We start from the raw sequence: 15,793 nt of genomic DNA, 5'->3' as shown, positions 1-15,793 counted from the left end.
TGTCAAATGGATACAAATTTTATTTGTAGATATTAAATCAGTCTTAAAAAATCATTTTAAATTTTGGGATCGAAAGCATCCCGGATGGCTTCACCGATATAGATGAGTAAAGACAAGACAATGGCTAAAGTCAGAAACCCGGATAAAGCCAACCACGGCGCATTGAGATTATTTTTACCCTGCAGTAATAATTCACCTAGAGAAGCGGTTTCGGGTGGCAAACCATAACCTAAAAAGTCCAGTGCAGTTAGTGCGCTAATATTGGCAGTCAGCATAAAAGGTAGTTGTGACAGGCTGGAACCCATCACATTGGGTAAAATATGCCTGAACATGATCCGGCCATGCCCTGCACCAATACTTTTCGCTGCCCAGACATATTCCAGATTTCTGGCCCGTAAAAATTCAGCGCGCACCATCGACACCAGTGTGGTCCAGCCAAAAAATAGCATGATCACAAATAGCCAGTAAATATTCGGACTAAACACACTGACCAGAATCATGACCATAAACAGCATCGGCAGGCTGCTCCAGACCTCAAGTGCACGTTGCCCGATCAGGTCAATCCAGCCACCATAATAGCCTTGAACTGCACCGACCAGCACACCTAATCCTGCCGACAGCAAAGTCAGTGCAAAGCCAAACAGCAAGGAAATACGCAAGCCATATAGAATCCGTGCCAGCACATCCCGTCCCTGATCATCTGTTCCTAGCCAATTTTGCCTGCTTGGAGGTGAAGGTACTGGAATATCGAGTGCCAAATTGGGTGTGTCATAGCCGAAGCGGATCACCGGCCAGATTGCCCAGCCTTTGGCATTAATCAGCTGCTGTACCGCAGGATCTTGATACTCGGCTTCAGTTTCAAAGACACCCCCAAAAGTCGTTTCAGGATATGACTTTATTACTGGCAGATAATAGGAGTCCTCATACTTGATCAGTAAAGGCTTATCGTTAGCGATCAGCTCAGCACCAAGTGACAAGATAAAAATAATGACAAAGGCAATGCAGCAGGCAAATCCGGTTTTATTATTTTTAAAACGTTGCAGGCTGGCGCGTAGCATTGGTGACATTATTTCAATCCTCGCGAATCGAAATGAATCCGGGGATCAATTACCCGATACAGCACATCACTGATCAAACGCAGCACCAAGCCCAATAAGGTAAAAATAAACAAAGTTCCAAAAATGACCGGATAATCCCGCTGCAGAATCGCTTCAAATCCCAGCATGCCCAAACCATCCAGATTAAAGATGATTTCAATAAACAGGTTCCCGACAAATAAAATACCGAGCAAAGCTTCTGGCAATCCAGCGATCAACACCAGCACTGCATTGCGCAGTACATGCCGATAGAGTACTGCCCTTTCCTGTAGTCCCTTCGCTTTTGCTGCCAGTACATAGTGTTTACTGAGTTCTTCCATAAAGGAAAATTTCACCAGATAAGTCAGCCGTGCAAAACCACCTAGCACCATGGCCAGCAATGGCAAAGCCATATGCGAGAAATAATCTCGAATTTTTCCAAAGAAAGATAATTCATCAAAATTTTCCGAGCTTAACCCTTGTAAAGGAAACCATTGCAGATAGGAACCACCTGCAAAAAATACAATCAGCAAAATAGCAAAGATAAAGGCTGGAATGGCATAGCCCACAGCCAGCAGCAAAGACGTAGTTTGATCAAACAGACTGCCATGCTTTTTGGCTTTCTGGATGCCAAGAGGAATAGAGACCAGATAAATGAGCAAGGTACTCCAGAAACCTAGAGACAGTGAAACTGGCAGTTTTTCCCAGATCAGTTCAGTCACAGCTTGGCCTTTAAAAAAGCTCTGGCCCAAATCAAACTGAGCATAGCTTTTTAACATTTCCCAGAACCGTAAATGAACCGGTTGATCAAATCCATACTGAATCTTGATCTGCTCCAGCATTTCGGGCGTCAGGCCTTGCTGTCCCTGATACTGCAAGCCACCAATCGCCAAATTATTCGCATGCTGTGCCTGATAGATGGCCTGTTCCACTGGACCACCCGGCGCAAGCTGAATCACTACAAAATTGATCAGTAGAACCATCAATAATGTCGGAATCATAAGAAGCAAACGTTTGACGATATAAGTGCTCATGGCACTCCCCGAAGCTGGAAATCTAGCGATATTTTAAGTATGGTGCCACTTTTCTGGCTTTAGCTGCATCCACCCACCAGTAATCAATACCCGCAGAAAGCTTGGGCTTGATTTTAGGCTGCTGATACATATTCCAGTAAGCATACCAGTATTCACCCGTACCATAGGTCGGAATATGATAATAACCGGCTCGCAATAAACGGTCTAAAGCTCGGGTACTATAAATCAGCTGCTCACGACTTTGTGCCTGAACTACCTGATCAATCACCCGATCAATCACCGGATTTTGAATACCGGCATAATTATAATTGCCATGCTGACGTGCCGCCTCACTGCCCCAAAACTGTTTCTGTTCCTGCCCCGGTGTCAGCGATTGCGGCATGGTATCCATAATCATATCAAACTGATAATTTCTTAGTCGCTCATAATACTGAGCCGTTTCCACCATCCGAATGTGAGCCTGAATTCCTAAACGTTTCAAATGCCGTAGATAAGGCATCAGATGACGCTGCTGTTCAGCTTGATGCAACAGAAATTCAATCTGTACAGGTTGACCTTGAGCAGTCACCAGTTTCCCCTGCTGATAACGGTAACCGGCATTCAATAAAATTTGTCGCGCCTGTAATAAATTTTTGCGGTTAAACCCGGAGGCATCTGATTGCGGATAATGCCAATCCTGTAATACCGCCTGACGTTGCACCGGATGCAATTTTGATAAATTTGGCTGTAATATTTCCAGCTCCTGAGCACTCGGCTTGCTTGTAGATGCCAGTTCACTATTACTAAAAAAGCTGTTCAGACGCTGATATTCTCCATGAAACAAGGCTTTATTTAGCCATTCAAAATCATAGGCCAGAGTTAAAGCTTGCCGGAAGCGAATATCAGCAAAGGGCTGACGTCGCGTATTAAAAATCAGGCTTTGTGTAGGAATCGGATTGTGATGCTGAAAACGATAGGTTTTGATTTGGCCTTGTTGTACCGCAGGAAACCGATAATCACTTACCCAGCGGTTGACCTGTTTTTCTTCATGCAGCGTAAACTGGCCAGATTTAAATGCCTCAAACTTGATTTCCGGACTACGGTAATAGCGATACTGTATGCGATCAAAATTATAACGGCCGCGATTGGCCAGCAGGTCTTTACCCCAATAATGCGGATTACGTTTATAGGAAATACTGCGTCCTGCATCAATACGTTCAATCACATAGGGCCCAGAACCCAAGATCGGTTTCAGGTTAATGTCCTTGAAGTTGCGCTTTTGCCACTCCTGCTGAGAATAGATCGGCATTTGCGTCACAATCATCGCCATTTCCGGATTATGGCGAGATTTAAAACTAATCTTAACTTTTGAAGGTGACAGGACTTCGGTTTTTTTAATATCTGCCAGATACATCTGTAAGCCAAAATTGGACTGGGTCTGGTACAGATCAAAACTGTATTTTACATCTTTAGCCGTCACTGACTGACCATTACTGAATCTGGCCTTAGGATTTAAATGGAAAATTATATAAGCAGTCTGCTTTGGGTCGAAACTGACTTTCTCAGCCAGCAAGGGATAATAAACGCCGGGTTCATCCAGGGATTTTGACATGAGGCTGTCAAAAATATAGTTAATCCCTTCAGTGACATTGCCCTTACCATTCATGCTGTTCAGATTATTAAAACTGCCATCGGCTGCCTGAATAAGAATGCCACCTTTGGGCGCTTGCGGATTGGCATAAGGCAGAGATTTAGCCTGTGCATATTTGGGTACACTATGCAGTGCAATATAAGGCGTCGTAATGACTGCTGCCCCGCTGGAACTGATGATCCAGGGGGCAGCAAGAATCCATAAGATATGGACGGGATTAAACAATTTCACGATCCAGAAATTAGTTTGGAACCTTAATCACATCACCAATACGCAATTGAGTATTGGGTTTCAGTTCATTCATTTCTGCCAGTTCATTGGTTGCCATACCATAACGGGATGCCAGGCCGATCAAGGTATCGCCACGCTTCACCTTGTATTCAGTGACAAGTTTTGGAAGCTGAAGCGTTTGGCCCACACGTAAACCGGCACGTGGACTAAGATTGTTCAGGCTCGCCAGATCAGTAACGGGTACTCCTACACGATTGGCAATCGCAATCAGAGATTCCCCGGATTTTACCGTATAGGATTCTGTCGCCTTAGAAGATGCAGATTTTGTTGCGACTTTCACTACCGGCTCTTTTTTGGCGATCTGAATATCTTCATTAATTTTTAAACGCTGTCCAATCCGCACATTGCTATTGGTATTCAAACCATTCAAGTCTGCCAGATAACGTAATTGCAGATGATATTGGCGGGCAATCGAGCTTAAGGTTTCACCAGATTTCACGATGTGAGTATCTGATTTAACATTCTTTTCCTGAGTCTCGGTGACCACTTCCTGCACAGGTTCAGGACTGCCAGATAATTTCAGATGCTGACCCACACGCAGATTGGCACTACGAGAAATATTGTTCAGGTTGGCAATTTGATCCATCGACAGATTATATTTTGCTGCAATCCCAGTCAGCGTATCACCCGATTGAACCGTATAACTGTCAGGAACCTGACTACCAGCTGGAATCTTGATGGTTTGACCAATGCGTAAGCCGCTGTTTGCAGACAGGCCATTTAACGCAGCCAGTTCAGATACCGTCAATTTACTTTGATTGGCAATGCTGTACAGGGTTTCACCACGTTTGACCTGATAGTTTTCTGTTGGCGTATGATCAACCTTAACGTTCTCAAACTTCTGTTCGACTTTTTCGGTTTTCTTACTGCTCGCAGTCAGTTCTTCAACTTCATTAAGAGGAACATTAATCTTCTGTCCGACCATCAAACTGCTACCCGCAGTTAAACCCGGAGTTAGTGCAGCAAGTTCTGCATTCGACAATGCGTAGCGATCTGCAATCAATTTCAGATACTCACCACGTTTAACGGTATAGGACTTGGTCTGAACTTTGGCAGTTTCGGCTTTTTTACTGTCTTCAGCTTTCGCTTTGCTGGTACTTTCTTTCAGGGAAAGCTTTTGCCCCACAAATAAACCACTGGTCGTACTCAGATCATTATAATCAGCCAACTGTTTGACGCTCAGGCTGAACTGACTGGCAACACTGGTCAAAGAATCATTAGCTTGAACCACATAGCTTTCCGGTTTCTCTTTGGCTTTCGGTGCTTCCTGTACGGGCTTGGCATCATAGAGATAAATTGTCGTACCTACATACAGTGTAGAGTTTGGATCAATCTGGTTCCATTTCGCGACATCACGCCAGTTCACGCCATTTTTGGCTGCAATCAATGCCAGATTATCACCCGGTAAAACCTTATAGGTACTGCGCTTACCTTTCGGTGCCACAACCACGACTTCTGAATCAGTTTTTACATAGTTTTTGCCCTGATTGAGTCGAGCTTCAACTGAATCTGCACTGGTGTTTACAGCGACTTCTTTCGGATATGAGAATCCTTTGGTCAGCTCCTTACCCTGCTGCTCGGCAATAGACTGACTGGTCTGAATTGCAGTCAGTTTGATCTTGCCATCATAAGGGTCAACAATTTCTGTGCCTGCAGGTGCCAGTGCTTTCAGCTCTTCAATGACCTGTGCCTGTTCAGCCGCAGTTGCTACAGGTTGTAAAAGCTCATCCACGGTTTTATTAATTTCTTCTGCTGACACCACTTTCTGGATTTGCTGACGTTCAGCTGCGGTAATTGGTGGCTCGACCTGGATAGGCTTCACCGAAGCAACTGGCGTCACAGCAACTGGAATACGTGGCGCACTTGGAATAGGCAATTCACTTTTTGCAGCAAATTCAGCAAGTGCTTCAGAACCACGTGGAGTACTGACCCGTTTAGTGGTTTGTGCAGTTAGATTAGGTGTCGTGGTGGTTGACACTGCTGCTGGTGCAGTCGTAGCTGGTTTAGGTGTTGTGGTCGCAGTTGGAGCTTTAGTTGCTGTTGCAGTCTTAGCAGTCGTAGTTGCAAGCACCGGTGGAGTCTGCTTGGCAGGTACGATGGTGGTACTGGTTGATGCTGGTGCTACAGTTGGCTTTGGAGTTACTGTAGTGGTCGTTTTAGGCGAGTTACTGACAGTACCTGCCCATAAGCCGCTTGAGCTAGATTGCAATTTTTTCAGTTTTTCATCTATCGATGGACTTAAGTCAGCCGGAATCAAAATACGGCGTGGACTTTCCGGATCAATACGGTCACCACGATGTCCCGGGTTAAGCTGATACAGTTCAGCACGACTTAAACCCGTAATCGCTGCGATCTCATTTAAATTGGCTGCACCGACAGTCACTTCACGGAAGTGAGGACGGTTGGCAATCGGTGGCAAACTCACACCATAAGTACCCGGATTTTTCACAATCTGCGCAACTGCCAGGAAACGCGGCACATAGTTCATGGTTTCCTGAGGCAGTTTCAAGGACCAGTAATCGGTAGGTAAACCTGCGGCCTTATTACGGTTAATCGCCTGCTGGATACGGCCTGGACCGGCATTATAAGAGGCCAAAGCCAATTCCCACGAACCAAACTGGTTATATAAGCTACCCAAGAATTCATAAGCCGCACGGGTCGATTCCACCACATCACGACGGCCATCGTAAAGTGAGGTTTGTTTCAAACCATAAATACGGCCGGTACTCGGAATAAACTGCCATAAACCTGCCGCTGCTGCACTACTGGTCGCCGCCGGGTCATAAGAACTCTCAATAATCGGTAATAAAGCCAGTTCCGTAGGCATACCACGGCGCTCTGCTTCTTTCACCGTATAATAGAGATAACGTGATGCACGGGCACTCAGGCGGTCCAGATACGGCTGACGGGAAATAAACCAGCCACGCTGTGCATCAATACGCGGATTCCAGGTATTCAGATCCATCTTGAAACCCACGGTCATCCGTTTCCAGATATCACCATGCTTCAAAATCAGTAAACGGTCACCTTCAACCGCACGCATATCCGTTGCAGAAAGTAAATCTTCCAGCCCATCCAAACTGCTTGCATCTAGATATTGTGAGCCAACCTGCTTGCTTGACGCTTTTTGGGTCGCACTTTGTGTAGATGAACAGCCCGTCAGTCCCAAGGAAGCGAGTGCCGTTCCAAGTACAGAAAATTTTAAAAATGCTGGTAATGCGGGCTGCCACAAAATTGCGGTTGGTTTATACATAAAGAAATCCAAACAATTCGTATATAAATTTATTTTTTAGATATGCCATTGTAGTGAAGCATGTCGTGGACACAAGGCATTAATTTACCCCGATTTCACGTTAAATGTTACAAGAAATTAAAAAAACTGGTGCATCTAGACGCATCAAGCGTATTTGCGTTATACAATATCCGCTTCAGCAAGTTCTTTTTTGATCGGATTTTAATTTATGTCTCACACTATCACGCTATATGTTGATGGCGCCTGTCGCGGCAACCCGGGTTTAGGCGGTTGGGGTGCGTACATAATTACCGAACAGAAGGAACACAAAATTTGCGGTGGCGAAGATCATACCACCAATAACCGCATGGAGCTGACCGCGGCGATTGAAGGCATCCAGTTCTGTCCGAAAGATGCCAAGCTGGTCATTTATACCGATTCCAATTATGTCAAACAAGGCATTACCGAATGGATTCATGGCTGGAAAAAGAAAAACTGGAAAGACGTTAAAAATCCGGATCTATGGCAAAAACTGGATGCCACCTGCCAAGGTCGGGATATTGAATGGCACTGGGTAAAAGGCCATGCTGGACATCCTGGCAATGAAATGGCCGATCAACTGGCCAATCAGGGCGCAGATGAAACCTTAAAAAAATCCAAATCAGTGACTGCAATCACTGAAAATAAAAAAAAATCTGAACCTGACTGGCTTCTAGACGACCCTTTCGGGCTGGATCTTGTCGATAGTGAAGAAGAACTCGAAGAGAGCATGGAAATGGCTGAAGAAGAAATGGAACAGACTGAAAATTTGGAAACAACTGAAAATACCGATGAGTCCGCTTCAGTCACTTCAGATTCAACCGAACTACATCCGCAAATTGTGATTACACCGCCGACCTTAGAGCTGCATGGCCCCCGTCAATTGATTCTGGATACTGAAACCACCGGTTTCTATTATCAGGATGGTGACCGGATCATTGAGGTGGGTGCGATCGAAATGATTAACCGGAAACTTACCGGCAGCTCAATCCATATTTATATCAATCCGAAAAAACCGGTTGGCGATTCGGTGAATGTCCACGGTATCACCGACGAGTTCCTGCAAGACAAGCCGCTGTTTGAAGAAATCTCACAGGTACTGTTTGACTATCTGCAAGGTGCCGAAATTATTGCGCATAACGCGACCTTCGATATGAACTTCCTGGATATGGAGTTCAAGCGGGCAGGCTTTGTCGCGCTTTCTGAAGTTTGTGAAGTGACCGATACCCTGGCAATGGCCAAATCCAAGCATCCGGGACAGAAAAACTCCCTGGATGCCCTCGTGCGTCGTTATGAAATTCCACAGCGTGACCGTACCTTCCACGGTGCCTTGCTCGATGCGGAAATTCTGTCCGATGTTTATCTGGCCATGACCGGTGGACAAGTCTCTTTTGATATGGATGCCCTGTCACATACCGAAGAACAAGGCGGCAGTTCAGGCACTGTAAAAATTGAAATTGAATTGCCTGTGATTCTTCCATCAGATGAAGAACTTGCCGAACATGAGAAATGGGTCAAACAATTTGAAGAAAAGCATGGAACGCCTTGCCTTTTTGCCAAATAAAATCTAAATTTCAAGCAGTAATTTCGCTTTTAAAATACAGTTCTTCAGTTATAGTAATTCCAAAGAGGCCCCGTCCGATAAAGCGGGGCTCATATATAGATAATACTCAAGGAAAGGTGCAGATCCATGTCTTACCAAACCTCTATACATTTTGATCCAACAGCTTTACTGATAATAAAAAATGAGGTTGATAACTCGATCAAGTTAGTCGAATCAGCAGTAAGCACCTTGGTAGAAGATCAGACTTTACCTTTTGGCATTGACGATGCATTAAATCAGTTCGAACAATGTGCACAGGTACTGGCACTGATTGATATGCCGAATCTGGCACAAATTGCACAATATTCAGCAGAACTGATGCGCAAGATTATGGGGAATCCGGCGCAGGTCAACACTCAGGATGTGATCGCATTGAGTGAAGGCACCACCATGCTGAAACGCTATATCGAATTTATCTGCTTGCGTGAAGTGAAAATTCCACAGTTCCTGCTCGATACCCTGAACCGTCTGGAACTAGCGCTTGGTAAACCATTAACCACTGAAGGTCAGCATATTGAACCTTTGCTTGACCTGATTACCCCTGACTTCCAGTTACCCCAAGTACCAGGTCTGGAAAAATCCAAATATGTGCAACGCCTGTACAAGCTGTCTCTTAACAAACTGCTGAAACAGGAAGAAAGCGAGATGGACCTGCAAGCGATCAAACTGGTCGGTACTTATCTGGCAGGCCTTTCAGCAAATCATCCAAGCAAGCAATACTGGCATCTGGTGCATGTTGCTTTTGATAATATTGATCACCTGCTCATCAATGAACCACGTTTACGTACTTTAATCAGTATTGAACGCAACATGGCGCAGTACTTTAGTTCAGCCGACAGCTTCAAAGCCTCTCTGTCTGATCTGGCAAATGTATTAAGCTTATGTATTAGTCAGGAAGATGCAACTGCACAGCAAATCCGTAGCCAGCTGAATATTGGTGATGATCTACTGACAGATATGCAACTTCAGGTGTTCAGCCGTCACCTATATGGTCCGGACTTCGAAACCATGCATACCATTAGCGAACTGGTGACTGCGGAAATGACCCAGATCCGCAATGATATCGAATATAACTATCAGCACATGACACCTGAAAAAACTCAGGAACTCCAGACTCAGCTGAATAGCTTGGCCAATATCTTCAAGGTTCTGAATCTGAATGAAGCCTATCATGACTTAAACCGTCAGGCAGCTTCACTCAGCCAGGCAGATATTCTGAAAGATGAGTCTTTTGCCCAACAATTGATGAATGTAATTCTATCCGCGATGAACTCGATTGGTGTATTGGAGCGCCATCATACTTCGAGCCGCTTGCAGCTACGTGTGAATAACATGAATATCTCGCTGGATCGTCTGGACGAAGCACATAACGCTTTGTTGAATGAAACCAAGGCAATGATTGAATTATCTAGCCAGATTCTGACTGATTATCTGCAGGATCAAGATCTGACCAAACTCGAACCTGTACCCATCCAGTTCTGTGAAATTGGCGGTGCTATGCTGTTCCTGAATGCTGAACATGTGAAAGCTGCATTCAATACAACTGCCCTGTTCATTAAAAACCGTATTGAACAGTCGGTTGCATTAACACCAGCAGAAATTCATCATGCGCTGGATGCATTGGCTAGTGCCGATATGATGATCGACAACTTAAAGAACAAACAGCCTGTATTACAGTCTATGTTTAAGGTAGCATTAGACAGTAGTGAGAAACTGAAAATCGTTGCCTAATGTCTAAAAAATTATCACTTACTTATATTTTCCAGCAGCAACAGTTGCTGGTCGATCAACACTTTCAACTGCCTCAAGTTGAAGCTCTGGCAAGTGATTTGCTGCTGAATCCGGGTGATCAGGTGGTTGCCCGTGATCTTCTTCCAGATGAGCCGATTCCTGAAGGCTTGCAACTGGTTCCAATCCGTCAATTATTACAGTTTTGGAATGTTCAGCAATTTGAACAGGCCAGTCGTGCTGTGCAACTCTTGGAATGGCGCCGGAATCACAAGTTCTGTAGCCATTGTGGTACTCCGACTGAAGCCCATGCTGTTGAATATGCCATGGTTTGCCCAGCTTGCCATTATCGTCAGTATCCAAGGGTGCAACCTTGTGTGATTACTGTGATTACCCGCGGTGAAGATGAAATTTTGCTGGCCAAAAATGCACGTAATACCAAAAGCCAGATGTATGGTCTGATTGCCGGATTTGTCGAAGTTGGGGAAACGCTTGAAGAAGCGGTACGTCGCGAGACGCTGGAAGAAGTCGGCTTGAAAGTGAAAAATATCCAGTATTTGGCCAGTCAGCCATGGCCTTTCCCGAGTAATTTGATGATTGCCTTCAAAGCAGAATATGCTGGCGGTGAGCTGCAATTGCAGGAAGAAGAAATTAGCGATGCGAAATTCTTCAAGTTTGATCAGCTGCCTGAAATTCCATTTAAAGGCAGTATTGCCCATGCCATGATCATGCATGTGACTCAAGGTACACCGGTCGCAGATGATACCCGTAAATGGCTCTAAGGTTTTCAATTAAAAAAGCCCGGTTTTTATACCAGGCTTTTTTATGGGAATTACCACGATCACAGATCTTCACTTGAAAGCATCTTCTAGCGCCCACATCACACGCGGCTTGGTTTCAAAGAACCGGCTAAACAAACTGGACAATGAACCGATCATCGTAATATGACCCAGTTTCGGAATGGTAATCAGCTCACTATGATTGCCATGGTCTTTTAAAACCCGGTCCAGATCCTGACTGTTGAAATGACCGACAATATTGTCCCGCTCTGCCATGAACAGATAATGTTTGGTGGAGGTATTTTCCACAAAATAATATGGCATGACCTGCTGATACGGAATCGACTGGTCAAAAGCATCGGCACAGATCGGATCATCTTTATAGTCAAAATGATAAGGACCTGCCAGTCCAATAATGGCGCGGATCTGTTCCCGCTCAATCATGGCCTTTTGTGGATGGTATAGCGCTGACATGACATTAAATGCCCCGGCTGAATGCCCAATCAAGACCAGATTTTCCGTAGAAACATTTAACTGGTCTGCATGCTGCTGCAAATGATTTAGCAATAAATGCAGGTCATTAATATAAATCGGGAAAATATGTTCAGGCGCTAGATGATAATTCATCACCACCACATCATAACCTTCTTTGGCAAAGGCCTCGCCGATGAAGTGGTAATCCTTTTTATCACCATGCAGCCAGGCACCACCATGGACAAAGATAATCAGGGGGCGATGTGCTAATGGCTGATGGCTTAAAAACAGATCAAAACGTTGACGGGCTTTTAAGCCATAGGCTAACTGGGTTTCAACACTATAACCCTGTTTGGGGGTTAACCGGTTCAGCGCATAACTGCCAAAATCATAGATCCGGAAATCTTTATAACGTTGTTGGACTTCAAGGATCTGATCTGACAGCTGCGTTTTAAATTGACTGACCTTATGGAACATCGGTCGGTTCAACTGTATCAGGATCGATGGCGACTGGAGTCTGTTCAACACCCGACTGTGCATAAGATGCAGGCGCTGCAAAATTCTGGTTAGTACTATAACCAGAGCGCTGATCCACGTTGTCGATGAGCGTGACAATTTTCGTGATATTCCCCACTTGTTGCAGCACCTGATTCAGGTCATCGATTTCAGCACTGTTCAGACGTCCCATCACATACAGTACACCATCTTCAGTATGCACATGCACTTTACTGTCAGACACCACCGGTGCTTTCATAATCAAACCACGGGTATTTGCCGTCACGGCGGTATCCTGCATGATCGTAGTGTAGCTGCTCTGGTTACCCACAGTGATAAAGTTATGCACCGCTCTGACATCACTCATGGATTTGACATTATCTTCTGCCAATTGCTTGAGATGCGCATCCGGCACCTGCCCGGTCAACAGGACATTACCATGGAAGCTTTCAATATTGACCCTTGACTGTTTAAAACGTGAATCCAGTTTATAAAGATTAATTTTTGCAGTACGTACAATAGAAGAATCGATAAATACCTGTCCTAGCGTCCGAGCTCCATTTTCGGTACCTACAGGAGCCGTACCAGTACCGCTAGAAATAAAGCTGGCACAACCCGATAAACTTGCGACACACAGCATTGTTATTGCAATACGCTTAACCACTCAGCAAGACTCCTTAATTTTAATCAGTCTTATTTCAATATAATAATCTGTTTTTTCAAGGCCAGATGTTCTTCATCATACTTGAACTTTCCCATGATGCTGCAAATTTTATCTGCCGCATCAGATCTTATTTTATTCAAAGATTAATAAACTCTTGATCAAAAGTAAAAGCATTTTCAAACCAGTGCAGATCATAAGGGTATTGAGAAAAATCATGCTGTATGGTTTTTGCAAAATACCGATTAAAATCAAAACAAATCACATCAAAACGATAGTAATAATGTGCAAACTGTGGATTTTTTTGAATAAAACATACAGCCGTTTGTAGGACTTTTCGTTGCTTGGCAGAGGAAACAGATTCATAAGCCAATGCATAACCCGTTTTAGCTCGTGCTTTTACTTCGACAAAGACCAGTTCCTGCTCACGCTGCATGACCAGATCAAGTTCACCATAGCGGCTATGCCAGTTTCTGGCAATGAGCTGAAAGTCTTGTTGTTGCATCAGTTGCGCAGCTTGTTGTTCTGCCCATACACCTAATTGTTTCTGCATCGCTGACTCTTATAGTGCCTTGAGACCTTTGGCACTCTGCTGAAAACAGGATGGTGTACGTTGTATGCCCTGATCCGATACCCGAATCATTCCAGTACGACCCTGGAATTCAATATTGCGTATTTTTTTATTATTTAAATAATACTGGGTGATTTGCCAGGCATCGCCACCAAAAGCAATCAAGCGCTGATAGGACATATTCACCGGTGCCTGTTGATGAGCCTGCATCACATCAGGCCAGTTAGCAAAATAAAGTACCGGCACATCGCAGAACTTGATGCCTCGTGGCGGAACATGCTGTTCATTAATTGCATTTGCGACTGTATAAATCCGTTTATGTCCCAAACCCTGTAAGGATGCCAGCCAGTCCGCATTGCCAAGCAATAATATCCCCTGCTTGCTCTTCAGAAAAAATGGTGGCTTCTGGATCATTTCCAGTTGCAGCTCACTCTGACTAAGTAGTGACATTAGCAGAAGTTCATGTTCTGACTCACTACCCGGTTGGCGCATCACAAACAGTTGCTGAATCCCATCTTGCGCAATCTGCTTCTGTAAGGCAGCCGCATCTTCTTTTTTCGACAGGCTAAATTGCCAGATATTTGGCGCTGTAAGACTACTTTCATTCAAACTCAGTGTACGAATCTTGGGTTTAGTTTGCACCAGTTGCTCTACATCCTGACGTGCCAGAGGGCCGATCACCATTTGCGTCTTTTTACTGACATGCTGTTTGAGTAACTGAGAGATTTTTTTCTGATCTGAATTGACCCATTTCAATGGTACTTTCTGTCCGGACGCTGTATATGCACTGAGAAATCCTTGCTTGATACTCGAAGCGGCTCGCGCCAAGGGGCCGCTTTCAGGTAGAATAATCAGCACTTCTGCTTGTACGCTGCTGACGCAGGCCAGTAACCCCAAGCCCAAAATTTTATTTTGAATCTTCCATTTTTTATTATTCGATTTATTCCACATGGAGAAACCTATGAGTGCTCAGTTATTTGTTGTTGCGACTCCAATCGGGCACTTAGATGATATTAGTTATCGTGCAATTAATGTATTGAAATCGGTGAGTCTTATTGCAGCTGAGGATACACGAACTTCTGCACAATTACTTAAACACTTTAATATTCAAACACCTTTGACAGCCTGCCATGAACATAATGAAAGCAACAAGATTGATCAGTTGATTCAACGCCTGCTTAATGGTGAAGATATGGCATTAATCAGTGATGCAGGCACACCACTGATTAGCGATCCAGGATTCAAGTTTGTCCGTGCTGCCCAAGAACATAATATTCGTGTGGTTCCTGTGCCGGGCGCATGTGCTGCAATTGCCGCTTTAAGCGCAGTAGGTTTACCAAGTGACCGTTTCAGCTTTGAAGGTTTTTTGCCGTCTAAACAAAGCCAGCGGCTCTTGACTCTGGAAAAACTGAAAGATGAAACCCAGACCTTAATTTTCTATGAAGCGCCACACCGCATTTTGGAATGTGTCAAAGATCTGGCAGCGGTATTCGGTGCAGAACGTCCTGTAGGTTTTGCCCGTGAAATTACCAAGACCTTTGAAACTATCAGGAAAATGACACTGGGTGAATTAGTCGAATTTGTTGCCAATGACCATAACCAGCAAAAAGGTGAAATCGTACTGGTCATTGGCGGTTCTATCGAAGAAAAAGATCTGGATCAGGAAAAACTGGATAAATTGTTACTGCGTTTATTACAAGACCTGTCTGTCAAAGCAGCTTCACAGCTGGCTGCTGATTTGACTGGAATCAAGAAAAAAATTGCCTATCAACGTGCTTTGGAACTAACCTCTGCCAACGATTAATTTTTCTTTACCCATAAAAAACACCACAATCAATGTGGTGTTTTTTTATTCGTTAATATCAAGTGCAATTATTCTCTTGCAACGGATTCATCAGCTGGAACTTCAGTAATACGGCCACCGCTTGCCAGGAAAGCCGCAATTTCATCTTCAAGTGCCTGACGTTTTTTCTGCTTAGCAGTTACAGTTAAAGTTTCAGCTTCTAATACATCTGTATCATTCACAACTTCTTCGCTACTTGCAGCACCTTTTTCTGCTGCTTTTGCTTCATCGTCGTCGATTACAGGATCTTCTACATCATCATAATCATTTACGTCTGTCATTTTGCTCTCCCCACAAATGGCTTCGCTTTTATCTATTAAACCAAGCTTTAAATTAA

At 44.3% G+C, this 15,793-nt stretch carries 13 protein-coding genes; 4 read left to right on the top strand and 9 right to left on the bottom strand.

Going from position 1 to position 15,793, the window contains the following annotated elements:
- Positions 1-56: 56 nt before the first annotated feature.
- From FTV13_RS01905 to FTV13_RS01890, 4 genes are read right to left on the bottom strand one after another with little or no spacing between them, the layout of a single operon-like run.
- Complete coding sequence (locus FTV13_RS01905; protein ID WP_166138250.1) at positions 57-1,067, bottom strand: ABC transporter permease; 1,011 nt, start codon at positions 1,065-1,067, stop codon at positions 57-59.
- Positions 1,067-2,110: an ABC transporter permease subunit gene (locus FTV13_RS01900; protein WP_179992073.1), complete on the bottom strand. Its 1,044-nt coding sequence runs from the start codon at positions 2,108-2,110 to the stop codon at positions 1,067-1,069. Before FTV13_RS01900 ends, FTV13_RS01905 begins: the two co-directional genes overlap by 1 nt.
- 22 nt (positions 2,111-2,132) lie before the next feature.
- Positions 2,133-3,965 (bottom strand): extracellular solute-binding protein, encoded by a 1,833-nt coding sequence (locus FTV13_RS01895; RefSeq protein WP_180010792.1) that lies wholly within the window; start codon positions 3,963-3,965, stop codon positions 2,133-2,135.
- A gap of 16 nt (positions 3,966-3,981) precedes the next feature.
- Entirely contained in the window at positions 3,982-7,284 is a 3,303-nt protein-coding gene (locus tag FTV13_RS01890; RefSeq protein WP_179992075.1) for a LysM peptidoglycan-binding domain-containing protein, read from the bottom strand.
- Positions 7,285-7,492: 208 nt separating this feature from the next.
- Between FTV13_RS01890 and dnaQ the strand changes: the two genes are divergently transcribed.
- From dnaQ to nudC, 3 genes are all read left to right on the top strand, one after another.
- Complete coding sequence (dnaQ, locus tag FTV13_RS01885) at positions 7,493-8,866, top strand: DNA polymerase III subunit epsilon (protein ID WP_180010790.1); 1,374 nt, start codon at positions 7,493-7,495, stop codon at positions 8,864-8,866.
- Positions 8,867-8,992: 126 nt separating this feature from the next.
- The gene (locus FTV13_RS01880) at positions 8,993-10,636 is read left to right on the top strand and encodes a chemotaxis protein (protein WP_179992077.1); all 1,644 of its coding nucleotides are present in this window, start codon (positions 8,993-8,995) and stop codon (positions 10,634-10,636) included.
- Positions 10,636-11,415, top strand: coding sequence for an NAD(+) diphosphatase (gene nudC, locus FTV13_RS01875; protein WP_180010788.1), 780 nt, complete (start codon positions 10,636-10,638; stop codon positions 11,413-11,415). The genes FTV13_RS01880 and nudC overlap by 1 nt, the downstream gene beginning before the upstream one ends.
- A gap of 69 nt (positions 11,416-11,484) precedes the next feature.
- Here the strand turns inward: nudC and FTV13_RS01870 are convergent, their stop codons facing one another.
- The 4 genes from FTV13_RS01870 to FTV13_RS01855 form a co-directional block, all read right to left on the bottom strand.
- Positions 11,485-12,363: an alpha/beta hydrolase gene (locus FTV13_RS01870; protein ID WP_179992078.1), complete on the bottom strand. Its 879-nt coding sequence runs from the start codon at positions 12,361-12,363 to the stop codon at positions 11,485-11,487.
- Positions 12,353-13,045: a BON domain-containing protein gene (locus tag FTV13_RS01865; protein WP_159123345.1), complete on the bottom strand. Its 693-nt coding sequence runs from the start codon at positions 13,043-13,045 to the stop codon at positions 12,353-12,355. Before FTV13_RS01865 ends, FTV13_RS01870 begins: the two co-directional genes overlap by 11 nt.
- Before the next feature lie 136 nt (positions 13,046-13,181).
- Complete coding sequence (locus FTV13_RS01860; RefSeq protein WP_159123344.1) at positions 13,182-13,595, bottom strand: YraN family protein; 414 nt, start codon at positions 13,593-13,595, stop codon at positions 13,182-13,184.
- Positions 13,596-13,604: 9 nt separating this feature from the next.
- Positions 13,605-14,564, bottom strand: a complete 960-nt coding sequence (locus FTV13_RS01855) for a penicillin-binding protein activator (protein ID WP_166138268.1) — start codon at positions 14,562-14,564, stop codon at positions 13,605-13,607.
- Between the two features lie 10 nt (positions 14,565-14,574).
- Here FTV13_RS01855 and rsmI point away from each other — a divergent pair, with 10 nt between their 5' ends.
- Entirely contained in the window at positions 14,575-15,417 is an 843-nt protein-coding gene (gene rsmI / locus FTV13_RS01850) for a 16S rRNA (cytidine(1402)-2'-O)-methyltransferase (protein WP_179992079.1), read from the top strand.
- Positions 15,418-15,485: 68 nt separating this feature from the next.
- Here the strand turns inward: rsmI and FTV13_RS01845 are convergent, their stop codons facing one another.
- A complete protein-coding gene (locus tag FTV13_RS01845) occupies positions 15,486-15,737 on the bottom strand; it encodes a hypothetical protein (RefSeq protein ID WP_004782870.1) in 252 nt (83 codons plus the stop codon).
- Positions 15,738-15,793: the final 56 nt, after the last annotated feature.

The sequence above is a fragment of the Acinetobacter sp. YH12235 genome (assembly GCF_013417705.1).
Taxonomy (GTDB): domain Bacteria; phylum Pseudomonadota; class Gammaproteobacteria; order Pseudomonadales; family Moraxellaceae; genus Acinetobacter.
This window is presented reverse-complemented; position numbering and strand designations above follow the sequence as displayed.

Excerpts from the sequence above, each read along its gene's own strand:
- FTV13_RS01900 (WP_179992073.1), bottom strand. The coding sequence starts at position 2,110 with ATGAGCACTTATATCGTCAAACGTTTGCTTCTTATGATTCCGACATTA.
- FTV13_RS01860 (WP_159123344.1), bottom strand. The coding sequence starts at position 13,595 with ATGCAGAAACAATTAGGTGTATGGGCAGAACAACAAGCTGCGCAACTG.
- FTV13_RS01845 (WP_004782870.1), bottom strand. The coding sequence starts at position 15,737 with ATGACAGACGTAAATGATTATGATGATGTAGAAGATCCTGTAATCGAC.
- FTV13_RS01880 (WP_179992077.1), top strand. The coding sequence starts at position 8,993 with ATGTCTTACCAAACCTCTATACATTTTGATCCAACAGCTTTACTGATA.
- rsmI (WP_179992079.1), top strand. The coding sequence starts at position 14,575 with ATGAGTGCTCAGTTATTTGTTGTTGCGACTCCAATCGGGCACTTAGAT.
- FTV13_RS01905 (WP_166138250.1), bottom strand. The coding sequence starts at position 1,067 with ATGTCACCAATGCTACGCGCCAGCCTGCAACGTTTTAAAAATAATAAA.
- dnaQ (WP_180010790.1), top strand. The coding sequence starts at position 7,493 with ATGTCTCACACTATCACGCTATATGTTGATGGCGCCTGTCGCGGCAAC.
- nudC (WP_180010788.1), top strand. The coding sequence starts at position 10,636 with ATGTCTAAAAAATTATCACTTACTTATATTTTCCAGCAGCAACAGTTG.
- FTV13_RS01855 (WP_166138268.1), bottom strand. The coding sequence starts at position 14,564 with ATGTGGAATAAATCGAATAATAAAAAATGGAAGATTCAAAATAAAATT.
- FTV13_RS01870 (WP_179992078.1), bottom strand. The coding sequence starts at position 12,363 with ATGTTCCATAAGGTCAGTCAATTTAAAACGCAGCTGTCAGATCAGATC.
- FTV13_RS01890 (WP_179992075.1), bottom strand. The coding sequence starts at position 7,284 with ATGTATAAACCAACCGCAATTTTGTGGCAGCCCGCATTACCAGCATTT.